Below are 24750 nucleotides of genomic sequence, written 5' to 3'. Positions count from 1 at the left end.
GCGGTGGCCCGGTAGCGGGCCGGCGTGGGCGCTGGATGCGGTCAGGGGTATCGGCGCAACGCCTCGTCGACCGCCGGTCCGATCCGCGCCAGCGCGGCCGGTGCCGTCATCCCGTCGTGGTCGCAGTCCACCGCCTGGACGCGCAGGTCGCCGTCGAGGTGGCCGTCCCAGGCGTCGACCGGCGCCCCGGACCGATGCTCCCGGGCCGCGGTGAACAGCAATGTCTCCCCCTTGTAGTGGCCGGGCCGGAACGCCCGGGCCAGCCGGAAATGCCGCTCGATCAGCGCGGCGGCGCCCGCCTGCCGCGCCGGGTCGACCACGGCCAGCGCCTCCGTCGGGACCTCGCCCGGTTCCCGGGCGCCGGTGGCCGGGTAGGCGTCGAGCAGCACCAGCAGCCCGGGGTCGGCGCCCGCGTCCCGCGACCGGACGGCCATCTCGTGTGCCACCAGCCCACCGAACGACCAGCCGAGCAGATGGACCGGTCCACCACGGACGATGCCCCGGATCCGGTCGAGATAGTCGACGGCCAGGTCCGTCACGCTGGCCGGGTCGGCCGCTCCGCTGAGGGCCGGTGCCTGCAGCGCGTACACCGGCCGGTCGGGGTCGAGATGGCCGAGGAGTCCCGCGTACCCCCAGCCCAGGCCGAGGACCGGATGCACGCAGATCAGCGGTGCCCGACCGCCGTCCGGACGCAAGGGGAGCAGCGGAGCGTAGTCGGCGGACCGGTCCCCGCCGCGCAGCCGGCCGGCCAACCGGCCCGGGGTGGGGCGATCCAGCAGGTCGCGCAGCGTCAGGTCGGCGCCGAGGGCGGTCCGGGCCCGAGCGACCAGCCGGGCGGCGAGCAGTGAATGCCCTCCCAGGGCGAAGAAGTCGTCCTCGACACCGACCTCCGGCCGGTCCAGCACCTCGGCGTACAACGCGCACAGCGCGGCCTCCACCGGTGACCGCGCCGGACCGGCCGTCGAGCGGACCTCGGGGGCGGGCAGCGCCCGCCGGTCCACCTTCCCGTTCGGCGTCAGCGGCAGCGCGTCCAGCACGGTGATCGCCGCCGGCACGAGGTATCCGGGCAGCGTTTCGGCGACGTCACGGCGAAGCCGGTCACCGTCGAGATGCTCGGCGCCGGTGACGAAGGCGACGAGCCGTTCGTCGCGTACGGTCGCCACGGCCCGGCCGACTCCCGGCAGCGCGGTCAGGGCGTGCTCCACCTCCGCCGGTTCGATCCGGTAGCCGCGCAGTTTCACCTGCTCGTCGGCGCGGCCGGCGTACTCGAACTGCCCGTCGGCCCGGCGCCGGGCGAGATCGCCCGTGCGGTACATGCGTTCGCCGGGCGCACCGAACGGGCAGGCCACGAACCGGGTTGCGGTGAGTCCGAACTTGTTCAGGTAACCGCGGGCCAGTCCCGCCCCAGCCAGGTAGAGCTCGCCGACGACACCGGGAGGCACCGGGTGCAGGGCGGCGTCCAACAGGTACGCGCGGGTGTTGGCCAGCGGCTGGCCGATCGGCGGGACGCTGTCCCCACCGGCCACCCGCGCGGCCGTGGACCAGACCGTCGTCTCGGTCGGACCGTAGAGGTTGGTCACCGGCGCGCCGAGCGCCGCCAGGCGGTCAGCCAGCGCGGCCGGCAGCGCCTCGGCGCCGACGAACCGGCGGACCCGGCGGCACAGCTCCGGACGGTCGTCCAGCAACGCCTGCCAGAGCGCCGGGGTGGCGTGCACCACGGTGACGCCGGCACGGCTGGCGAGGTCGGCCACCGCCCTCGGGTCGCGCTCCGCCGCCAGCACCACCGAGGCCCCGCTGACCAGCGGAGCGAACAACTCCGGTACGGACATGTCGAAGGCGTGCGAGCTGACCGCGAGGAGCCGGTCGTCCGGTCCCAACCGGAACTCCTCGACCATCGCGTGGACCAGGTTGGTCATGGCCGCGTGCCGGATCACCACCCCCTTGGCCGGTCCCGTCGAAGCGGAGGTGTAGATGGTGTAGGCCGCCTGGTCGGGGTGCACCGGTTGGCGCACCACCGCACCCGCCCAGCCGGTCGAGTCGGTCGGATCCGCCCGGTACGCCGAGACGGGCCGGTCGGCCGGCTCCGCCGGGTCGGCCTGGTTCGTCGGCTCGACGGGGCCCGGCCGGTCGGCGGGAGGCCGGTCGACGAGCAGGCGGCGCGGCCCGACGTCCGGAGGCAGCATCGTCGCCGTCGCCGCGTCGGTGACCAGCAGTGAGCTGCCGGCGTCGGTCAGTACCTGGCGCACCCGTCCGGCCGGGTGTCGCGAGTCCACCGGCAGGTACGCCGCACCGGTCGCCAGCACGGCCAACAGGGCGGCCAGCAGATCCGGCGTGCGCGGAAGCGCCACCGCGACCAGGTCCTCCGGGCCGACGCCGTGGTCCCGCAACCGGACGGCCAGCTCGTCCGCGCGGCCGGCCAGCCCGGCGTACGTCCAGGTCCGCGTACCGGTCGTCACCGCGGGTGCCGTCGGACGTCGGTCGGCCTGTCCGTGGAACCACTCGACCACCGATCCGGGGGGAACGGTCCACGTCGTGTCGTTACCGGACCACACCGCGGTCCGCCGTTCCTCGGGCGTGAGCAGCGGTAGCCGTCCGATCGGCGTGTCCAGATCGGTGACCGCCGCGGCCAGCAACGTACGCAGCCGGACCAGTAGCAGGTCGGCGGTGGTCCGGTCGAACAGGTCCGCCGCATAGCCCAGATGGCAGGCGATTCCGTCGGCGCCACCCGCCGGTCCGCGCCGCTCGACGCATTCGAGGAAGAGGTCGAACTGCGCCGAGTCGGGGTCCACCGGCGCGGGCGCGTCGCCCGCCGAGGTGGTGGTGGTCTGCACCGACACGACGACCTGGAACAACGGGTGCCGGGCCGGGCTGCGGGGCGGATTCACCGCCTCGACCACCCGTTCCAGTGGCACGTCCGCGTGGTCGAACGCGGTCACGTCGGTGGCCCGCACCCGGTCCAGCAGTTCCCGGAGGCTGGGGTCTCCGGCGGTGTCGGTGCGCAGCACCACGAAGTTGACGAAACAGCCGACCAGCTCGTCCAGCACACTGTCGGTGCGGCCCGCGACCGGAACACCCAGCGGAATGTCCACCCCGGCCCCGAGCCGGGTGAGCAGCGCGGCCAGGCCCGCCTGCACCACCATGAACAGCGTGGTGCCGGTCGCCCGGGCGGCGGCCAGCAGCCCGCGGTGCAGGTCCGCGTCGAGCAGCGTCGTGACGGTGCCGCCCGCGGCCGACCCACCGGCCGTTCGGGACCGGTCGACCGGCAAGGCGATCTCGTCCGGCAGCCGGGCGAGGTGCCGTCGCCAGTAGTCGAGTTGGTCCGCCTCGACGGCCCGGTTCGCCGCTTCCTGCTGGTGGATCGCATAGTCGGCGTACTGCACCGGCAGCGGGGACCAGGCGGGAACGGCGCCGGTGGCGCGGGCGGCCAGCGCCTGGCGCAGATCGCGCTCCAGCACGTCCATCGACCAGCCGTCGGCGGCGATGTGGTGCACGACCAGCAGCAGCACCGGTCCGGCCGCGGGTCCGCGTACCAGATGGGCGCGCAGCGGCGGCCGGGCGGTCAGGTCGAACGGCTGGCCGGCGAGCCGGCGCAGGGTGCTGGCCACCTCACCGTCGGCCGCGACGTGTGGCAGCGGCTGCGGTGCGTCGGCGGCCAGGACAACCTGCTCGGGCACCCCGTCGACAACCTGGTAACGGGTGCGCAGGATCTCGTGCCGGGCCACGACATCGGCCAGGCCGGCCGGGAGGACGGCACACTCGGCCTCGGTGAGCCGCATGGTGAGGGTGAGCCGGGCGGCGTTTGCCGGCCCGTGCAGTTCGTCGAGGAACCAGAACCGGCGTTGCGCGTACGACAGTGGCAGCGACGAGCCCCGTCGGCCGGACGTGACGGGGTGGCGCGGGGTGGCCGAACCGCGCCGGGCCAGTTCCTGGTCCAGGGTCGCGGCTGTGGGGTGCTCGAACACGTCCCGGATGGACAGCTCGACGTCCAGCGCGGCCCGGGTGCGGGTGACCAGCCGGGCGGCGGTGAGCGAATGCCCGCCCAGCAGGAAGAAGTTGTCGTCGGGAGATACCCGGTCACGGTCGAGCAGGTCGGCGAAGAGCCGGCAGAGGACCTCCTCGCGGGGATTGCGGGCGGCCCGCGCGGCGGCGGCCGGGCCGGCCGGCGCGTGGGCGGCGAGGGCCCGGTGGTCGACCTTGCCGTTCGGGGTGAGTGGCAGGGCGTCGAGGACGACGACGGCCGCCGGCACCATGCCCCGGGGCAGGCGTCGGGTCGCCGTGTCCCGCACCGCCGCCGGGTCCAGAGTGGCGCCGGTGCCGCGCGCCGCCACCGGGTCCGACGTGGCGCCGGTGACGAAACCCAACAGGCGGTCGTCGACGACGGCGGCCACCGCCTGGCGCACCCCCGGGTGGGCCGCGAGCGCCGCCTCCACCTCACCCAGCTCCACCCGGACGCCCCGGATCTTGACCTGGCCGTCAGCGCGTCCCACAAACTCCAGTTCCCCGTCCGCGCCCCAGCGGGCCAGGTCCCCGGTACGGTACATCCGGCTGCCCGGCGGCCCGAACGGGCAGGCGACGAAGCGGCCGGCGGTCAGGCCGGGCCGGCGCAGGTAGCCCTCGGCCAGGCTGGCGCCGGTCACGTACAACTCCCCCACGGCACCCCGGTCGACCGGACGCAGACCACGGTCCAGCAGGAACACCCGGGTGTTGGCGATCGGCCCGCCGATCGCCGCCGTCCCGGCGGGCCGCCCAGGACGGCACGTCCACAGCGTCACGCTGTCCCCCGCCTCGGTCGGTCCGTACGTGTTGACCATGTGCCGGTCCGGTGCCCACCGGTCGACCAGGTCCTGCGGGCAGGCCTCGCCGCCGACGACAAGCGTGGTCACCGTCGGCAGGCCGCCAGCGGGCACCGTGCCGAGGACCGCCGGCGTGAGTTGGGCGTGGCTCACCCTGGTGCGGGTCATCCATTCGGCGAGCGCCTCGCCGGCGAGCACCTCGCCGGCGGCCGGCAGTACGAGGGTCGCCCCGGCGAACCAGGCCGTGTACAGCTCGGAGATCGCGGCGTCGAAGCCCAGGGCCGCCAGTTGCGAGACCCGGGCCCCGGCCGGCACGGCGAACCGCTCGACCTGCACGGCCGCCATGTTCGCCAGGCCGGCGTGCGTGACCACGACCGCCTTGGGCCGGCCGGTGGAACCCGAAGTGTAGAGCAGGAATGCCGGCTGGGTGGGAGGCCCGTCCGGCGCCGGAGCCGCACCGCTCCCGGTGGCGGGCAGCGGATCGTCCAGATGCATCCGCGCGACGGTCAGGTCGGGCCAGCGTCGCCCGGTCGTCCGATCCGTCAGCAGCAGCACCGGCCGGGCGTCCGAGATCATGTACGCCACCCGCTCGGTCGGGTAGTCCACATCGACAGGCAGGCAGGCCGCACCAGACCGGGCCACCGCGAGAACCGCCACCGCCAGTCCGGTGCCTCGGGGCAGCGCCAGTGCCACCGCCGTGCCGGCCCGGGCCCCCCCCGCCCGCAGCACGGCCGCGAGCCGGGCGGCCGCCCGGTCCAGTTCCGCGTACGTCGACACGCCGTCCGCGGCGACGACGGCCGGCCGGTCCGGCGCGCTGGACGCGTACCGGGAAACGATGCCGGCCAGGGTGACCGGCTCCACCGGACGGTCGGGGCCACGGCCGTCGGCCGCGAGCGCGGCGTGTTCGTCCGAGGTCAGCGCGTCGAAGCGGGCCAGCGGTGCGGCCGGGCCGTCGGTGACCGCCGCCAGGAACCGGTGTACCCGGGCGGCCAGTGCCGCCGCCCGGTCACCGTCGACGAGGTCGGCGCGGTAGGTCAGCCGCAGGTGCAACCGGCGGCCCGGCACGACCGTGAGGTCCAGCGTGTAGTGGGTGACGTCCTCGGCCCGCAGGTCCTCGATGGCAGGACCCACATCGCCACCGCTGCCGCCGCCCAGCCGGTGCGCGTCCGGATAGTTCTCGACCACCATCGCGGTGTCGAACAGGTCGCCGTGCCCGGCCGCCCGCTGCACCTCGGCCAGGCCGACATGCTGGTGCGGCAGCAGCGCCGCCTGTCCGGTCTGGACCCGGCGCAGCAGGTCACCGAGCGGTTCGGCGGGTCGCAGCCGGACCCGGCTTGGCAGGGTGTTGATGAACAGGCCGAGCATCGTCTCGACGCCGGGCAGGTCGGCCGGCCGGCCGGCGACGGTGGTGCCGAACACGACGTCGTCGCGGCCGGTGTGCCCGGCCAGCACCACGGCCCACGCCGCCTGCACGGCGGTGTGCAGGGTGACACCCAACGCGCGGAGCCGGTCGGTGAGGGCGGCGGTCGCGTCCTCGGACAGCGTCACGGCGACCACCCGCGGACGGAGTGGGCGCCGGCGGGCCGCCTCGTCCGCGGCGACGTGCAACGGCCCGGGCAGCCCGTCGAGGGCCTCCCGCCAGGCGGCCAGGGCTGCGTCGGTGTCCTGGGCGGCGACCCAGCGCAGATACTCCCGGTACGGCGTCGGCGGGGGCAGGTCCGCCCCGGCGTCCGCGTACAGGGCTAGCAGTTCACGCAGCAGGATCGGGGTGGACCAGCCGTCGAGCAACAGGTGGTGGTTGGTGACCACCAGCCGGTGCCGGTCGCCGGGCAGCCGGATCAGCGTCGCGCGGATCAGGGGCGCCCGGTCGAGCGCGAAGCGGCCGGCCCGGTCGGCGGCGGCCAGCCGGTCGGCACCGGCCTCGTCCGCGACGCTCACCTCCCGCAGCGGCACCTCGGCGGTCCCGGTCAGCACCTGCACCGGGCGGTCGAGCCGGGTCTCCACGACGGCCCGCAGGTTGTCGTGCCGGCGGAGGAGCCCGGTGAATGCCTGCCGCAGCCGCGCGGCGTCGACCGGCCCGGCCAGGTCGATCACCAGCTGGACGTTGTAGACGTCGGGGGCCGCCGTGTCGTACGCGGCGTGGAAGGCGAGCCCTTCCTGCAGGGGTGACAGCGGCAGCACGTCGGTCAGGCCGGGGTGGTCGGCGGTCAACCGGTCGAGGTCGTGCTGGGTGAGCGTGACGAGCGGAAAGTCCGACGGGGAGTGACCGCCGTCGTCGGTGGCGGCCAGCAGGGCCAGTGCCCGCCGGAACGACTCGGCCAGATCGACGGCGTCCGCGTCACCCAGCAGGGCCGGTGCCCAGGTGAACGTGGCGGACAGGACTACCCCGTCCGGTCCGTCGACGGCGACGGCGTCGATCTCCACGGGATGGGGCAACGGCAGGTCGCCGGCGTCCATGGCGAGCACGTCGGCACCGGACAGGGGTGTCCACGGGCGGCCCGATCCGGCAGTGGTGTACCGGCCGAGATAGTTGAAGCCGAACTGGGGCGCGGGCCGGTCGCGCAACTCGGCGGCGGATCCTGGATCCAGGTGGCGCAGCAGCCCGTAGCCGCTTCCGGTGCCAGGTAACCGGCGCAGGTCTTCCTTGACCCGCCGGAGCGCCGCACCGGCCCCGGCGCCCACCGGCCCCGGGTCGAGCCGGACCGGATAGACGGTGGTGAGCCAGCCGACCGTTCGGGACAGGTCGGCTCGCGGGTCGTCCCGCCCGTGGCCTTCCCGGTCGACAAGCAACGGCGCGTCCGGCCGGTCGTGCCGCCGCCGCCAGCCGGCCACGGCGAGGGCGAGGGCGGTGAGCAGCACGTCGTCGACCCGGGCGTGGAAGGCTTGCGGCACGTCGGTCAGCAGCCGGGCGGCGAGATCGGAGTCGAGCTGGACGGTGTGCCGGCGGGCGGTGGCGTACGTGTCGCGGGCCGGGTCCAGCACCGCGCCGGGCAGCGGCGGATCCACCGGTTCGGTGATCGCCAGCCAGGAGCGCAGTTCCTCCCGCGGCACCCGGGCGGTGAGCGCCTTCGCCCACTGGCGGTAACTGGTCGGGACGGCCGGCGGTGGGGTGCCAGCGGCGGCGCTGGCCAGGTCGTCCAGCAGGATCCGCCAGGACACCGCGTCGACGACGAGATGGTGGGCGACGAGCAGTAACCGCCCGGTCTCGGTCGGCCCGGCGTCGAACCAGACCGCCGCGACCATGTCACCGGCGTCCGGAGCCAGACGGGCCCGGGCCGCACTGGTCTGCGCCTGGACCGTGGCGGCCAGCGTGCTGCCGCCCAGTCCGGCGACGTCGACCCGGGTCCAGCAGGCGGCGGCGCGCACCGCGTCCGTGGACCGGATCTCCATTCGCCAGTCCCCGCCGTCGCGCAGCAGTCGCGACCGCAGCACGCCGTGCCGGTCCAGAACCGTCTGCAGGGCGGTGAGCAGCCGGGACTCGGTCAGGCCGGCCGGGGTGGCGACCATCGTGGACTGGCTGTATCCGGTGATCGGACCACCGGTGTCCCGCAGCCAGGCCACGATCGGCGTCATCGGCACCGGGCCTGCCTCGTCGCCGACGTCCGCGACCGTGCTGTCGACCGGGCTGGCGACCGCCGCCAGCGCGGCGGGTGTCCGGTGCCGGAACACCGCGTCGAGGGCCAGCCCCAGCCCCGCGGAGCGGGCCCGGCTGACCAGGTGCAGCGCCCCGATGCTGTCGCCGCCCAGGTCGAAGAAACCGTCCTGGCCACCGACCGACCGTCGGCCGAGGACCTCGGCGAACAGCTCCCGCAGCAACGCCTCGCGGGGGTCGGTGGCCGGCGCGTCGGCCACCGCCGGCTCCGTCACCGGCGCGGGCAGGGCCGCCCGGTCCACTTTGCCGTTCGGCGTCAACGGCAGCGCGTCCAGGACCACCACGCTGGCCGGGACCAGGTGCCGGGGCAGCCGGTCGGTGAGGATCCGGTGCGATTCCCGGGGATCCGGCTCGTCGCCGGTGACATAGCCGACGAGGCGGCCGTCCCGAGCCACCGCGACCGCCTGACGTACCCGGGGAAGCCCCACGAGTGCCGCCTCGACCTCGCCGAGTTCCACCCGGATGCCGTGCAGTTGCACCTGCCCGTCGCCGCGGCCGAGGAATTCGAGGTGCCCGTCCGGTCGCCAGCGCACCAGGTCACCGGTGCGGTACATCCGGCTGCCCGGCGGTCCGAAGGGGCAGGCCACGAAGGACTGGGCGGTGAGCGCCGGCCGGCGCAGGTAGCCCCGTCCGAGGCCGACCCCTTCGACGTACAGCTCCCCGACGACTCCGACGGGTACCGGGCGCAGGTGCTCGTCGAGCACATGCGTGGTGGTCGCCGGGACCGGTCGGCCGATCGGCGTCGTCGGTGGCACCGGGCCGTCCGGCGCGAGCCAGGTGGTGACGGTGTCCGCGGTCTCGGTCGGTCCGTACGCGTTCACCAGGCGACGGCCGGCGGCCCAGCGGTCGGCCAGCTCGCCGGGGCATGCCTCGGAGCCGACCACCAGGGTGGTGACCGTGGGCAGGCCGCCGATCGGCAGGCTGCCGAGCACGGCGGGGGACACCTGGGCGTGGCTGATCCGCTCGGTGGTCAGCCAGCCGGCCAGTGCGGTGCCGACCGGGACGAGGTCGGCGGGCGGAACCACCACCGTCGCGCCAGCCAGCAGCGCGGTCCCCAGTTCCGAGATCGACACGTCGAACGACAGCGAGGCCAGTTGCCCGAACCGCGCGTCGGCGGTCACCGCGAACCGGTCGAGCTGGCCGGTGATGGTGTTGGCCAGGCCGCGGTGGGTGACCAGGACGGCCTTCGGGATGCCGGTGGAACCGGACGTGTAGAGGGCGTACGCGGCCTGGTCGGGGTGTGGCCGGTGCACCGGCAACGGGGGGTGTGCCGGCGGGTCGTCGACGTCGACGCTGGGCAGCCCGGCCGGTGCGGGCACCGGACAGTTCCTGCTGGTCAGCCACAGCGTCGGTGTGGCGTCACCGAGCAGCAGTTCGATCCGGGCCGTCGGCAGTTGCGGGTCGATCGGCAGGTAGACGGCGCCGGTGCGCAGCACCGCCAGGAACGCCACGACGGCGGCGGCCGATCGGGGTACGCAGACGGCGACGATCCGTTCCGGGCCGGCGCCCCGGGCGGCCAGGGCCGCGGCCAGCCGACCGGCCCGGTCGTGGAGCTGCCGGTAGTCGAGGGTGGCGTCGGGTGCGGCCACGGCGAGCCGACCGGGGGTTCGTTCGGCCGCGGCGGCGAGCAGCAGGGGTAGGCACCGCGGGGGCGGGTCCACCCCCGGTCCGGTACGCCATGCCGCGAGCCGGCCGGCTTCGTCCTCGGTCAGCAGTTCGAGGCGGGACACCCGGGTGCCCGCGTCGGCGACGGCACCGTGGAGCAGCCGCAGGTAGCGACGCAGCATCAGGTCCGCGGTCGCGGCGTCGAACAGGTCGCTGCGGTAGACCAGGCGCAGGTCGGTGTCGGACAGCTCCAGGGCGAGATCATCCTTGGCCGTGCCGTTGTGGACCGGTTCGTTGCCGGAGTCCGGCAGGTAGTTGAAGGAGATCTGGCACAGCGGTGCCACGCCGGGGTCCCGGTCCGGCGCGAGGGCGTCGACCAGCACCTGGAACGGGGTTTGCCGGTGGTCGAGCGCGTCGGCCATCGCGTCCCGGGCCGCGCGGGTCAGCTCGGCGAACGACGGATCGCCCTGCACCGGCACCCGGATCACCAGAGTGTTGACGAACATCCCGATGAGCGGGGTGAGTTCCGGCAGGTCGCGCCCGGAGACGGGCACCGCCAGCGGGGTGTCCGGCCGTCCCGACATGCGCCGGAGCAGGGCGAGGAAGCCGGCCAGGTACACGGCGAAGGGGGTGGCGCCGGCGGTGCCCGCCAGGCCACGTACCGCCGCGGGTAGGGCCGCCGGCATCGGCATGCGTACCTGCCCGCCGCCGTGCCAGGACCGGGCCGAACGTGGCCGGTCGGTCGGCAGCGGGTGGACCCGGGGCAGGTCCGCGAGCCGCTCGCGCCAGTACCGCAGGTCGGCATGCCACTGCGGGTCGTCGGCCTGGCCGCGTTGCCAGGCCGAGTAGTCGGCGTACTGGATGGGCAGCTCCGGCAGGTCGGGCTCCCGGCCGGCCTGGCGGGCCCGGCACGCCTCGGTGATCTCGTCGCGGAACAGCAGGTAGGAGGCCGCGTCGAAGATCGCGTGGTGCGCGACGAGGACCAGCCACCAGTCGGCGGCGGCGACCCGGACCAGCGTCGCCTTCCACAGTGGTGCGTGGTCCAGCGGTAGCGGCGCCGCGCTGTGCGCCTGGATCAGCTCACCGACCTGGCGGTCGGCGGCGGCCCGGTCGTGCCCGGAGAGGTCGACGTGGACCAGGTTCAGGTCCACCCGTTCGTACACGACCTGTTCCACCCGGCCGTCCTGGTCCGCCCGCAGCGCGGTCCGCAGCGTCTCGTGCCGGGCCACGACCTGCGCCAGGGCCGCCTCGATGGCGGTCGGGTCCAGGGCGAGATCGAACAGCGGGACGGCCGCCGGCACGTTGTAGACCGGCTCGCCCTCACTGAACCGGTCGGCGAACCAGATCCGCTCCTGGTCGTACGAGGACGGGAAGGCCCATTCCTTCATCGGCGCAGACGCGGGATCGTCGGTGCGTTGGCCGGACGGCCGGTGGCGTCGGGCCCGCCCGGGTCGGTCCGGCCGGCGGTCGGGGCCCGGGTGGCTCCGCCGTCGGCTGACCGGTCAGCGGACGTCCGATCGGTGGTGGCCGTCTCCCGCAGGCGGCGCGCCACGGCCGCCTGACCGGCGACCGTCGGGGCCTCGAACAGGCTGCGCATCGGGACCCGGACCCCGGTGGCCTTCCGGGTCTGCGCGATGAGCTGCACGGCCACCAGCGAGTTCCCGCCAAGTTCGAAGAAGTCGTCGTCCGTGTCGACATCCGGCACACCGAGAACCTGCCGCCAGACGTCCGCGATGGCCGCCTCCAGGTCGGTTACCGGCGCACCACTCGTCGCCGGCTCGCTGACGCGTTCCTCCACCGTCGTCACCGACAGCCGGTGGGCCAGCAGATCGGCGACGGTGCGGGGGTGGACGACAAGTTGGGCGCCCGCCTCGGCGGCCAGCGCCCGGCGGAACGCCTCGGCGCCGTCGACCGGGGCGATCGACGCGGCCCCGGGCCCGCCGGACGGCACCACGGCCGAGGCCACCGGGGCCGGGGCGGTCGGGACCGGCGTGGTCGGAGCCGGGGCGGCCGGGACCGGGGAGATGGCGGCGCCGTCCACCCGGCGCAGCACGAAGTCCTCGATCTCCACGAGCACCCGCCCGTCAAGGTCGGCGAGGGTCAGGTCGGCGGCGACCACCTCCGTGCCCTCTCCCGGTCGGTAGGACAGGTGACTGTGGAATCGCGCCGGCAAGGGTGCGTGCACCACCACCCGGCCGTAGCCGAGGGGGAGATAACTGCCGTCACCGCGACGCTTGCCGAACGACGTGGCGACGTCCAGCAGGGCCGGGTGGAGCACCCACCGCTCCAGGTCCGCCAGGGCCGCCGGCGGAGCGGAGACGACCGCCAGTTCCTCCCCGTCGCCCGCGAGGTGCCGGTCGAGAGCCGCCCACCGCGGGCCGAACGAGACCAGACCGCTGTGGCTGTCCCGCGGACCCGTCACGTCCCGGCACCGTGCGGTGACGGCGGCCGGGTCGAACGGCCCCGGCCGGGCCGTGGTCCACCGGGCCGAGCCGTGGACGGCGGCCGGGCCGTCGCCATCGTCCCGCACCGTGAACTCGGCGGTGTCCGCCGTCACCTGGACGGTCACCGTGTACCGGGTGGACGCGCCGTCGGGCACGCCGAAGGGGCGCAGGAAGGTGACGTCACCCAGCTCCAGCACGTGCCCCGGGGCCGGAGCGGGGAGCAGTTCGGTGACGGCGGCGCGAGCGGCCTCCAGGTGACCGGTCCCCGGCACCACGGGCATCCCGTTGATCCGGTGCTCGTCCAACACCCAGTGGGTCTCCGGGGCCAGCGACCCGGTGCACTCTCCCGCGGTCCGCTGGGTGAGCATCGGATGCGACATCGGCTCGACCACCGGTTCGCGCAGCGCCGCCAGCGCGGGTGGGGTGGCCGTTTCCACCGCCATGCCCACCTCCGACCAGCCGCCCCAGTTCAGCGACAGCACCCGCGTGGGCCAGCCGTGTTCGCTTCGGGCGAAGGCGTCCATGAAGGCGTTGGCGGCGCAGTAGTCGGCCTGGCCGAGCGCACCCGCCACCGAGGTGATCGAGGAGCACAGGGCCACGAAGTCCAGGGGTAGGTCGCCGAAGGTGTCCCGGAGAGCCAGGGTGCCGAGCACCTTCGGCGCGAGCACGTCACGGGCGGCGGCCGGCTCGCTGACCTCCAGCATCGCCCCGCCAGGCAGGCCGGCGGCGTGCACGATCCCGTCGAGCCCGCCAAACTCGTCGAACGCCGTCTGGCGTACCCGGGCCAGTGCCGCGGCGTCGGTCACGTCGGCGGTCATGGTGACGACCCGCGCCCCGGCGGCTTCCATGCGGAGGATCGCCCCGATCGCCCGCCCTACCGTGTCGTTCGGACCGCTCGCCGCCCGGTCGGCCCACTCGTGGCGCGGTGGCAGGGAGCGGCGGCCGACAAGCAGCAGCCGGGCGCGTGACCGGACGGCGAGGTCCTCGGCGAGGGTGATGCCGATCCCGCCGAGCCCGCCGGTGATCAGGTAACGCCCCTCCGGGCGCGGACCACCGTCATCGGTGGCGGGCAGGACCAGTTGTTCGTACCCGCGCAGCCAGCGGCGGGTGCCGCGCAGGGCGACCTCGGGTTCGTCGGTGCGGGTCAGTTCCGCGACGAGCGTCGTGGCCGGTACCGACTCGTCCACGTCGACCCGCCGGACCGACAGGTCCGGCAGTTCCAGCGGAGCGACCCGGGCGACCCCCGCCAGCGTGGCCTGGAGGGGACTCGTCAGGTCGCCACCCAGGACGTCCTCGGTCGATCGGGTGACGAGGACCAACCGGACCCGGCCGGACGCGCCGGCGGCGGCCACCGCCTGCGTGAGCCGCACCGCACTGAGGTAGCCGAGCTCCTGCGCCCGCCAGACGGCGTCGACGCCGGTGTCGGTGTCGGTGTCGGTGTCGGTGTCGAGCGTCCACGCGTGCACGACGGTGGTCGGTTCCGGCGCCTCGGCCAGCCCGGCGACGAGCCGGTCGTAGGCCGCCCGGTCGGCGGGCGGGAGCTGGTCAGGGCCTGATCCCGGTCGTACCACGGTCACCGGCACGTCCGCGCCACGCAGCGCCTCGGCGAGGGCCGCGCCGCGCGGGCCGGCCGCGAGCACCAGGTGTGGACCGGTCGGACCGGTCGTGGTCGTGGTGGCGTGCTGTCGCCACACCGGAGCCGCGAACCAGTTGTCCAGTGGGAGCGGTCCGGTCGCCGCCGCGGGGGCGGTGGTCCGTGAGGCCGGTGCCGCCGGCCGCTGGATCACCGGCGCGGTCGCGTCCACCCAGTACCGACGGCGTTGGTAGGCGTAGCCGGGAAGGGGAATCCGGACGGCCGGTCCCCCGGGCGCCGCACCGTCGACCGGTACGCCGGCCGCCCACAACGTCCCGACGGCCTGGCAGAGCGTGGCGAGGTCACCGGTGCGCTCACCGATGCCGGGGAGGCTGTGCACGGCGGTGGCGCCGTCACGGCCGGTCTGCAAGCGGGCCAGACCGGTGAGTTGCCGGCCCGGCCCACATTCCAGCAGCACCGGCGGCGCTCCGTCGAGCACCGTGGCGAGCCCGTCCCCGAAGCGCACCGGCTGGCGTACGTGCCGCGTCCAGTAGTCGGGGTCGACCGCCTGCTCGCCGGTGATCCAGGTGCCGGTGACGTTGGACACGAAGGGCAGGCTGGGCCGGTGCCGGGGAACCGCTTCGACAAGCGCCGCGAACCGCGGCAGCATCGGTTCCATCATCGCCGAGTGGAAGGCGTGCGAGGTACGCAGTGGCCGGCAGCCCACCCCGTCCGCCTTGAGCCGTTCGGCGAACCGGGTGACGTCCTCGCCCGGACCGGCGACCACACAGGTCCCCGGCCCGTTCACCGCGGCCACCGCGAGTTCGGTGGGTAGCCCCGGGACGACGTCCGCCTCGTCGGCCTGGACGGCGAGCATGGCGCCCGGCGGCAGCTCCTGCATCAGCCGGCCCCGGGCGGCGACCAGCCGCAGCGCGTCGTCCAGGGCGAACACCCCGGACAGGGTGGCCGCGACGTACTCGCCGATGGAGTGGCCGACCAGGGCAGCGGGGCGCACACCCCAGTGCTGCCAGGTACGCGCCAGCGCGTACTCCAGGGTGAACAGGGCCGGCTGCGCGTACCGGGTCTGGCCCAGCAGTTCCTCAGCGGCGGTACCGCTGGCGAACATCACGTCGCGCAGGTCGAGGTCGAGGTGCTCCTTGCCGATCGCGACGCACTCGTCGACGACGGCCGCGAACTCCGGCTCGGTGCGGTACAGCTCGGCGCCCATTCCCGCGTACTGCGCGCCCTGGCCGGACAGCAACAGCACCACCCGGGGTTCACCGTCGGCGGCTCCGAGGCGCAGCCGCTTGCGGTCGCGCAGCGCGGCAGCCGCGTCGGCCGGCCCGCTGGCGACCACGTATCCGCGGTGCCGATGCTGGGTCCGGCCGGCCGCCAACGTGTACGCCACGTCGGCCAGGTCGACGTCGGTGGCCTCCGCGAGGTGGGTGGCGAGCCGGTCCGCGGTGTCCCGCAGCGCCGTCGGGGACGCTGCTGACACCCGCAACAGGTACGCCGGCCGGTCCGTCGCCGGCCGCGCCGGCCGCGCCGGCGGCTCCTGGAGGATCGCGTGCGCGTTGGTGCCGCCGATGCCGAACGAGCTGACGGCGGCCCGCCGTGGCCACGTTTCCGCGGGCCACCCGGCCACCGAGGTGACCAGGTGGAAGGGGGTGCTGTCGAAGTCGATGGCCGGGGTCGGCTCCTCGATGTTGATGGTGGGCGGGACGATCCCCCGCTCCACGGCGAGCGCCGCCTTGATGAAGCCGATGACGCCGGCGGCCTGGCTGAGGTGGCCGATGTTGGATTTCACGGTGCCCAGGCCGCACCAGCCTCGGTCGTCGGTGTCCGCGCCGTAGGTACGGGACAACGCCCGTACCTCGATCGGATCGCCGAGAGCGGTGCCGGTGCCGTGCGCCTCGACGTAGCCGATGGTGCGCGGGTCGATCGCCGCCGCGTCCAGCGCCTGCTCGATGACCTCGGACTGCCCGGCGACGCTTGGCGCGGAGAAGCCGACCTTCGACGCGCCGTCGTTGTTCACCGCGCTGCCGAGCACGACGGCGCGGATGGTGTCCCCGTCGGCGAGCGCGTCGGAGAGCCGCTTGAGCATCACCACACCGACGCCGCTGCCCCACAGAGTGCCGCTGGCCTCCGCGTCGAACGGGCGGCAGTGGCCGTCGTCGGAGAGGAACCCGTCACTACCCCGGTAACCGACTCCGTGCGGCAACTCGATCGACACGCCGCCGGCCAGGGCCGCGTCACACTCGCCGGCGCGCAGCGCCTCGCAGGCCAGGTGAATCGCGACAAGCGACGTCGAGCAGGCGGTGTGGACGGCCATGCTCGGGCCGCGCAGGTTCAGCTTGTACGACGCCAGCGTGGTCAGGTAGCTCGGCGAGTTGCCGACCGCGACGGCCAGACTGTTGCGGTGGGCGGCCCACAGCTGCTCATCCGCCGCCAGGTACTCCCAGTGGTACTGGTTGCCGCCGGCACCGCAGAACAGGCCGATCGGGCCCGGGAACCGTGCCGGATCGCAGCCGGCGTTCTCCAGGGCCGCGTGCACGGTCTCCAGCAGCAGCCGGTGCTGGGGATCGGCCAGCCGCGCCTCCTGTTCGGTCATCCCGAACAGCTCGGTGTCGAAATGGTCCATCTTGTCCAGCACCGGTGCGGCCGACACCCAGCTCGGGTCGTCCAGGTCGGCCGACGCGGCGCCGCGGGCCAGCTGTTCCTCCCGGTCGAACCGGGAAACCGACTCGACACCATCGAGGAGGTTGCGCCAGAACCCTTCGACATCGGTGGCGCCCGGCACCCGGGCCGCCATGCCGATGACCGCGACGGGCTCGACCGGTGCCAGGTCTTCAGATGTCATTCGCGCTGTCCCCCCGTGGGTGTCGAATCGTCCGCTGGCTGCGGCGCGGCGGCCCTGCGTACGGCGGCGGACAGTTCCGCCGCCATCAGTGCGCCAAGTTCATCCAGCCCGTCGTTGAGGAAGAAGTGCCCACCGGGCACCAGGTGCAGGTTGAAGCCGGCACCCGCGTGGCGACTCCACTGGGCCACCACCGAGGCCCGCACCCGGTCGTCGGACCGGCCGGCGAACGCCACGAGCGGAACGGGAAGAGGTGGGGACGGCACGTACCGGCGGCTGTCCAACCAGGCGAGATCGGCCCGCAGGGCGGGCAGCGCCAGCGCGATGAGTTCCGGCTCGGCCAGGAGGGGGCCGGGAATCCCGCCCGCCTCGGCCAGTCGAGCGGCGAGGTCCTCGTCGGACAGCGTCGACAGTCCGTCCAGCGGCCCGTCCGGCGGCAGGTGCGGCGCCCGGCATCCGCCGACCGCGAGCAGGACCGGCAGGGGCGACCCTCGCTCGCGCAGCAGCCGCACCACCTCGAACCCCAGCCGGGCACCCATGGAGTGTCCGTAGATGGCGAAGGGGCGATCCGCGTCAGCCCCGATCGCCGCCGCGACCTCGGACGCGTCGAACTCGGCCGGCTCACCCAACCGGCCTTCCCGGCCGGGCAGCCGCACGGCGACCACGTCGACATCGTCGCCCAGCGTCGCTGGCCAGCTACGGAAGGAGGTGGCACCGCCTCCCGCGTACGGCAGGCAGTACAGCCGCACGGTCGCCCGCGGCCGTGGCTCCAGCCGCGCCAACCACGTCGTCAGCCCCCCGCCCGTCAGCACCGCGAAATGTTGTCATGTCATCTCCACCGGGACAAGTCTGTACTGGTCGGCCTCGGTGCCCCAAGGCGATCTCCACTGTGGCCGTCGGACGGATGTTCGCCTAGGGTGCCCCTCATGACCATGCCGACGGTGACGATCGTGTTCCCGCCCGCCGCAGATCCGTCACTTCCCTACGGAGCCCTGCCGTTGCTCGGTGCGGTGCTCCGCCGCGCCGGATACCGGGATGTCACGCTGCGCGACGTCAACCTGGAGGCATTCGACGACCTGCTGCGTCCGGAGGCGCTGCGGACCGCGGCCGACCGGGCAGCCGGAAGCGTCCCCGAGGCGATTGTCGACGAGCTGGTCGCGGAGATCGACGAGGCCCGGCGGGTGCTGCGGGATCCGGTCGACTTCTACGACCCGGCCAAGCTGCTGTACGCCAAGCGCGTCTTCCACCTGGCCAGCGAACTGGTCACCGCCGGGCACCCCGACCTGTCGTTCGGCAAGTACTCCTACTCGGCGGCCCCGTACGACTCCTATGCGGACGTCGACGCCGCGGTTAGTCGGGACGGTGGACCGCTGGCCGAATACTTCCGCGCGGTCACCGTTCCGTCGCTGCTCGCCAACCGGCCGACCGTGATCGGGCTCTCGGTGCCCTACTTCTCCCAGCTGATCCCGGCGTTCCTGCTCGCCGAGGCGATCCGCGAGCAGGACCCGGACGTGCACATCACCTGCGGTGGGCCGGTCATCACCTGGGGCAAGGAGGTGCTGTCGGCGGATCCGCGATTCGGCCGCTGGTTCGACTCGTTCTTCGTCGGCGAGGCCGACCAGACGTTCCTGCACTTCGTCGAGGCGCTCGATGGCAAGCGAGACATGTCGTCGGTGCAGAACGTGGTGCGCTACGTCGACGGTGCGGTGATCTCCCAGATCGACGCGCGCTACCAGTTGGACCTCGACTGGTCACCCACACCGGACTTCACCATGCTCCCGCTGGACAACTACTTCGCCCCCAAGCGGGTGATCTGCCTCGTCCCCACCCGCGGCTGCTACTTCAACAAGTGCGCGTTCTGCAACTACGCCTTCATCAAGATGGCGCCGTACCGGATGCGGTCGCCGGAGAAGATCGCCGCCGACATCGCCGAGATCCAGCGTGCGTGCGGGGAGGACGTCTTCTGCTTCGAATCGGACGTGATCCTGCCCCGCCACCTCCGGGCGATCGCGGAGGCCATCAACGCCGCCGACGTGGACGTCCGCTGGCACGCCGTCGCCCGGTTCGAAAAGGGGTTCTCGCCGGACCTGTTCGCCACCATGCGCGAGGCCGGTTGTGTCCGGCTCTACATGGGGCTCGAGAGCGGGAACGACCGGGTCCTGAAGGCGATGGTGAAGGGCACCGACTCGAAGCGGATGGCGGACATCCTGGCGATGTGCCACGCGGCCGGGATCGCCGTCGAGGCCGGGGTGTTCAGTGATTTCCCGTCGGAGACGGCGGAGGAGGCGGAGGACACGTACCGGTTCATCCGGGACCACCGGCACGTCATCGCGCGGGCCGATGTCGGCTCCTTCCGGCTGCTCAAGGGAGCGCCGATCGCCGAGACACCGGAGCTGTACGGCATCACCCTGCGCGACGATCCGACGAAGCGGTGGCACCACCTCGAGTACGCGGACCAGGCCCCCAAGGAACCCACCGCCGGTCGTCGGGCCGCCGAACGGATCCAACGGTTGTACCCGGAGGTCGCCCTCGTGGACGTGCCCGAGGACATCCTCTACACCGCGGACCGGCGACCCGGCATCTTCCGGGACTTCTTCGACGCACCGGTGGACCAGTCGGCGGACGGACCGGAGGCCGCGGCCCGGCCGGCGGCGGTGCCCGGCGAAGCGGTGGTTCCCGATGGCACAGCGGCCCCTGACGGCACGCTGGTGCGCCTGGCCGAGGGCTGCGAACTCAAGCAGGTGCACATCACCAACTCCGGCGCCGTCCACTTCGCCGACGATCACCGCGCCACCTTCGAGGCCTCCGACTTCACCATCACCATCGCCGTGGACCGCGGACGACGCTGCGTATATCCGCTGCTGGGCGAGGAGGAGCGGGTGGTGTCCCGAGTTGACGACACCTGGCGGTCCCTGCACGACCTGGTCGGGACCGGCCGCCCAGGGGACGGTGCCGCCGTGGTGGCCCGGTTGTCCGCGCGCGGCCTGCTGGAGGTGACGGCCGACCACCGGGTGGCGCTACCGGCCGCCAGTGCCGCCCGGTAGCGGTGGTGCGCTCGACCAAAATTCGAAACAGGCCTCAGTGTTGTCGCCGCATCACCGCGCAGGCGCGGTTACTGCTCGCGGACTCGGTGATGTTGACCAGGTCCCAGCCGTGTGGCATCAGCATCTCAGCGGCTGCCATCACCGCGCTGACCTGGTCCATCCCGAGGCCACGCTCCGAGATCACGCTGAGCAACCGGAACGGGTATCCGCTGAGATCGGCCCGCCGCTCGAAGATCGCCTGCGCGCTGACGAACCGCCGCCGTGCGACCATGTCAGCCGTCTCCATCGCCACCATACGGAGACTGTAGCCACGTGGTCGACCGGCCCACCGAACGCCGGCCGTCCGATGCCGGCTCGACCCCACCAGCCCGACGCGGCGCGGCTCGGTCATCGCGGATCGGATGAGGGTTCGCCCAGGGCCGCGTAGCGGTCGAGCAGGATCGGGATTCCCGTGTGGAGCCACCACGGAACGTGCACCGTTCCCGCTGACATACCGTGGCCCGGGTCAAACTCCGGAACACGTACCGCCGCGTTGTTGTCGTGCCAGCTGATGTCGTCGTGGCTGGTGAGCGGTTCGCCGATGATCTGCTCGATGGTGTCCGCGAGGAGCGTCCGCAGGGTGGACCATCGCGCCGGCAATGGCGTGTCGGCGAACCGTCCGCGCAACTCCCGCCACAGGTAGGGGTCACCGCGCAGCCCGAACTGGACCGGCACCCGTTCGAACAGGGAGCCGACCGTGTCCGCGCCGACAGGCGGCGGGCACCGGAGCCACAGTGCCGCTCGAATCTGCCTGTGCACGGCTTGCTCGACCGCCACGAGACGCACCTCGTCGACCCGGGTCGCGGCGGTCGCGATGGTGTCGACCGCCGCCGCGATGGCATCGGCGCGTGGCCAACCGAGGGCACCCGTACCGATGAGTGGAAATGCGACTGTCCGGGCGTCGAGTTGGTCGGCGATCTCCAGCGCCCGGCGGTAGCACGACATCAGCAGGGACCGGTCGCGCTGCCCCGCGCGGTAATCCGGCCCGACCGTATGGACGACCCATCGGGCGGGCAGGGCACCGGCCGTCGTCCAGCCAGCGTCGCCGGTGGCGAGACCGTTCGGGAACCGGGCGACGCAGTCCCGCAGGATCGCCGCGCCTCCGCCACGGTGGATCGCGCCATCCACACCGCCGCCGCCTCGCACCGCCGTGGCGGTTGGGTTGACGATGACGTCGACGCTTTCCGTCGTGAGGTCCCCGAGGACAGCGGTGATGACCGGCATGCCGTCATTCTGCCGGCGGTCCGACTTCCTGATCTCGCCCCCGGGCGGTCGTCGGTGGCGTCATCACGGAAGGCCGGCCGATTCGGTGGGCGGACCGTCGCCGTATTCGACAACGACCGCCCTCAGGTACCGCGGGTTTGTCGGAAGGTCGGCCGCACCCACCGCGTACATCCGTGGGCTGCCGGGCGTTCCGGTGATCCCGTGCAGGCTCATGCCCACCGCGTCGGGCGGTTGTGGTGCCGGCGCGTCCACCCACGCGCCCGCGCCGTGCGTGGCGAGCGCGGCACCGGGCGCCGGAGCGTTCTCGATGAGCCAGGGCTGTCCGGTCGGGTCGGTCGCCACGTCGGGCAGCGCTCCACCGGGCGCGTCCCTGAGCACCTCGAACGAACTGCCGTCGCCGCGCACGGCCAATCCGCCGTCGCCGACCGCCCATAGTTCGCCGGACGAGCGACCCGTGAGCGCGGCGAAGTAGGATTCCTGTTCGTTGATGCCCACCTGGACCGTGCGCCAGCCGGAGCCGTTCCAGTGGAAGAGCAGCGGGCCTTTGAACCCGTTCCACGCGCCGTTGCCCGCCGCCCAGACGTCGTCCGGGCGGAACGCCTTGATCGCGGTGAAGGTGCAGAAGTTCGGCATGCCGCCGAAGGATGTGCCGCCGGTGCGGCATTCGGCGGGTGACTGGTGCGGCCGCCAGGATCGGCCGTCCCACTGCTCGATGATCACCTCGCTCATGTGGTTGCCCACCACCCAGGCGTGTCCCTCGACGACCGCGAGTCCGGTGATCAGTGCCTCGCTTCGGCCGTCGCCCCTCGGAAACGGCACCTCACGCCAAGCGGTCCCGTCATAGCGCAGGACGTGGGTCACCTGGTCCTGCGGGACGGCGGCGGCCGAGCTGCCCACCGCCCAGACGTTCGAGGGTGAGTCGGCCGCGACGAGGTCGAACCGCCCGTGCCACCCGATCGTCGGCAGCGCCGCACGTGCCCAGCGCGTCCCGTCCCACTGGAGGATCAACGGGGTGCCGGTGTCGTCTGGCCGTTCGGGGGAGTATGCCTCGCTGCCGACGGCCCACGCATGCGTGGCGTCCACCGACACGACGTCCCACAACACGCTCGTCGGCCCGGCCAGATCCGGCAGCGTGGCCAGGCGCCAGGCCGCTGCCGGGGCGGTGGCCACGCCGGCTTCGGGCGACCCGCTGGCATCGGTCACGGACGGGTCCGCGGGTGGGATCGAGGTGCTCGTGCCGGCACGTTCGACGGCACACCCCGTGACCAGCAGGACGGCGGCCAGCGTCGCGGCAACCTTGCGCATGGCACCGATGATCGCAGAGCGGTGCCAGCAACGGGTTCCCGGCAGCCCGTACGACCACCCGATCTGTGACGTTGCGAGATCCTGTACCGGCCGGCCCCACCGGTCGGTAAGGTCGTCCGGATGAATCTGGCCGCCACCGCCGCCCGACTCGGGGTACCCGTCGACGAGGTCGATCGCGTCCACCGGCTCGCCGGTGACCGGCCGTCGGCTCCGCTGCCCGTCAAGGCCGCCGCGCCCGCGATCCTGGACCGGCTCGCGGTACGGCCGGACGACGCCGCCGAGATCATGGTGGGCTGGCCCGAACCCGACTCTCCGCGGTGGACTCCGGAACTACGCTGGCTGCTCGATCGTTCGATCGCTCTGGTCCGCGCCGACCTCGGCGGCCACGGCTGGCTGCCGCCCGGCCCGGCGCTGCCACGCGAGCGAGGTCCCGCCTGGCGGCATCTCTACGTGTACGCGTACCTCGCCCTGGTTGGCGTCGTCCGGACCTATCACCGGACCCACGGCATCGCCGAAGCCGTGTCGTGGGGAACCCTCGCGGACCTGGGCCGCAACCTCGCGGTCGACCGCCGGATGCGCGGTGCGGGCTGGCCGGTCATGCAGAGCTGGCTGACGCTGCACGCACGCGGCGGGCTCTACGAGTTGGGCCGGCTGCAGCACCAGCGCGGCGGCACCGACATCAATCTGCACATCCCCGACTCGGGGCCGTTGACCCCGGAGGCGGTCGCGGCGTCACTCGACGAGGCCCGCGTGTTCTTCCCGCGCCACTTTCCCGAGGAGCGTTACCCGGCGTTCGCCTGCGGCTCGTGGCTACTCGACCCGCAGCTGCTGGAGTACCTGCCGGTGCACTCCAACATCGTCCGGTTCCAGCAGCGCTTCGAGCTGGAGCCCTACGAGGAGCCGGAGGGGTTGGACGCCGACGTCGAGGTACGCCGGTTCGTTTTCCGGGACCTGACCACACCGCTCGACCAGTTGCCGCGCCGCACCGTGCTCCAGCGCGCGGTCGTCGAGCACCTGAGGGCCGGGCGTCACTGGCAGTGGCGCCGCGGACGTTTCCCACTCTGAACGCGTGCCGCGCCAGCCGAACCACCGGCGCGGGACCGTCCAGGTCGATGAGTACGGGCGTCGTCCCGGCGGTGAGTCACGGCGAGCGGGGACGAGCGCGCTCCTGCGGTGGCGTGCCGCCCGCTGCTACCGGGTCGGTTGGAGCGCGTCGCGCCGATCGTCCGACGGTGTCCGGAAGGTTCGCCGGTAGGCGGTCGGTGGTACGCCGACGGTCCTGGTGAAGTGGGCGCGCAGACTGGCCGGTGTGCCGAACCCGCACCGGCTGGAGATCCGGTCGACGGGTAGGTCGCTGGTTTCCAGGAGCTGTTGCGCCTGCCGGATGCGTTGCTCCAGCAGCCACCGCAGGGGTGAGGTGTTCAGGGTGGTGGCGAACCGTCGTTCGAGGGTGCGCACGCTGACCTGTGCCCGGGCGGCCAGGTCGGTGGTGGTGAGTGGTTCGTGCAGGTTGTTGGTGGCCCAGTCGAGCAACTGGCCGAGCCAGTCGTCGCTGACCTTGGCCGGCGGGAGCCGGTGGTACTGGGCCTGCCCACCGTCGCGGTGCGGCGGGATGACCAGGCGGCGGGCGAGTTCGGCGGCGACGGCGGCGCCGTGGTCCATGCGGACCAGGTGCAGGCAGGCGTCGATGCCGGCGGCGGTGCCGGCCGAGGTGATGACGTTGTCGTCGTCGACGTACAGCACGGAGGGGTCCACCCGCACGGCGGGATAGCGGCGGGCCATCTCGTCGGCGTGCATCCAGTGCGTGGTGGCGCGCCGGCCGTCCAGCACGCCGGCCGCCGCGAGCAGGAACGCGCCGGAGCAGATCGACAGGATTCGGGTACCACGCTCGTACGCGGCGCGGACCACGGCGACCTGGTCGGTCGGCGGCTGGTCGTGGATGTTGGTGCAGGCCGGGACGATGAGCGTGTCCGCCCGGTCCAGGACGTCGAGGGTGTCGCTTCCGGTCAAGGTGAACCCCGCGGCCAGGGCGACCGGGTCGGCGCCGATGCCCACGACGGAGAACCGGTACCACGGTGAGGCGAGGTCGGACCGGTCGATGCCGAAGACCTCGCACGGTACCGCCGCCTCGAAGATCGGCATCCCCGCCGACACCACCATGACCACGTGATGGACCGCTGATCGCATGACGGGAATTTAGCGGGTGCTGTCGTT

Annotated in this window: 9 protein-coding genes; 2 read left to right on the top strand and 7 right to left on the bottom strand. The window is 73.4% G+C overall.

The window, feature by feature from the left end:
* Nucleotides 1-41: 41 nt before the first annotated feature.
* The 3 genes from ACFQUZ_RS11175 to ACFQUZ_RS11165 are packed head-to-tail and all read right to left on the bottom strand — an operon-like array spanning nt 42 to nt 17736.
* Nucleotides 42-11438 (bottom strand): amino acid adenylation domain-containing protein, encoded by an 11397-nt coding sequence (locus ACFQUZ_RS11175; RefSeq protein ID WP_377440949.1) that lies wholly within the window; start codon nt 11436-11438, stop codon nt 42-44.
* Entirely contained in the window at nt 11435-16927 is a 5493-nt protein-coding gene (locus ACFQUZ_RS11170; RefSeq protein ID WP_377440947.1) for an SDR family NAD(P)-dependent oxidoreductase, read from the bottom strand. Before ACFQUZ_RS11170 ends, ACFQUZ_RS11175 begins: the two co-directional genes overlap by 4 nt.
* Complete coding sequence (locus tag ACFQUZ_RS11165) at nt 16924-17736, bottom strand: thioesterase II family protein (protein ID WP_377440945.1); 813 nt, start codon at nt 17734-17736, stop codon at nt 16924-16926. Before ACFQUZ_RS11165 ends, ACFQUZ_RS11170 begins: the two co-directional genes overlap by 4 nt.
* Nucleotides 17737-17850: 114 nt before the next feature.
* On the opposite strand from ACFQUZ_RS11165, the gene ACFQUZ_RS11160 reads away from it, so the two are divergent.
* Complete coding sequence (locus ACFQUZ_RS11160; protein WP_377440943.1) at nt 17851-19968, top strand: radical SAM protein; 2118 nt, start codon at nt 17851-17853, stop codon at nt 19966-19968.
* A gap of 34 nt (nt 19969-20002) precedes the next feature.
* Here ACFQUZ_RS11160 and ACFQUZ_RS11155 read toward each other — a convergent pair whose 3' ends face one another.
* From ACFQUZ_RS11155 to ACFQUZ_RS11145, 3 genes are all read right to left on the bottom strand, one after another.
* Nucleotides 20003-20263 carry a transcriptional regulator gene (locus tag ACFQUZ_RS11155; protein ID WP_377440941.1) on the bottom strand — a complete coding sequence of 87 codons (261 nt, stop codon included), beginning with the start codon at nt 20261-20263 and terminating at the stop codon, nt 20003-20005.
* Nucleotides 20264-20355: 92 nt separating this feature from the next.
* Nucleotides 20356-21231, bottom strand: a complete 876-nt coding sequence (locus tag ACFQUZ_RS11150) for a macro domain-containing protein (protein WP_377440939.1) — start codon at nt 21229-21231, stop codon at nt 20356-20358.
* A gap of 63 nt (nt 21232-21294) precedes the next feature.
* A complete protein-coding gene (locus tag ACFQUZ_RS11145) occupies nt 21295-22536 on the bottom strand; it encodes a hypothetical protein (protein ID WP_377440937.1) in 1242 nt (413 codons plus the stop codon).
* 120 nt (nt 22537-22656) lie between these two features.
* On the opposite strand from ACFQUZ_RS11145, the gene ACFQUZ_RS11140 reads away from it, so the two are divergent.
* A complete protein-coding gene (locus tag ACFQUZ_RS11140) occupies nt 22657-23601 on the top strand; it encodes an acyltransferase domain-containing protein (RefSeq protein WP_377440935.1) in 945 nt (314 codons plus the stop codon).
* A 126-nt stretch (nt 23602-23727) separates the two neighbouring features.
* Here ACFQUZ_RS11140 and ACFQUZ_RS11135 read toward each other — a convergent pair whose 3' ends face one another.
* Nucleotides 23728-24723, bottom strand: a complete 996-nt coding sequence (locus ACFQUZ_RS11135) for a GlxA family transcriptional regulator (RefSeq protein WP_377440933.1) — start codon at nt 24721-24723, stop codon at nt 23728-23730.
* Nucleotides 24724-24750 lie beyond the last annotated feature (27 nt).

The sequence above is a fragment of the Plantactinospora sp. GCM10030261 genome, assembly GCF_042666615.1.
Taxonomy (GTDB): Bacteria; Actinomycetota; Actinomycetes; order Mycobacteriales; family Micromonosporaceae; genus KBS50.
The sequence above is the reverse complement of the archived record's forward strand: the minus strand, read 5'-3'. Positions and strand labels throughout refer to the sequence as shown.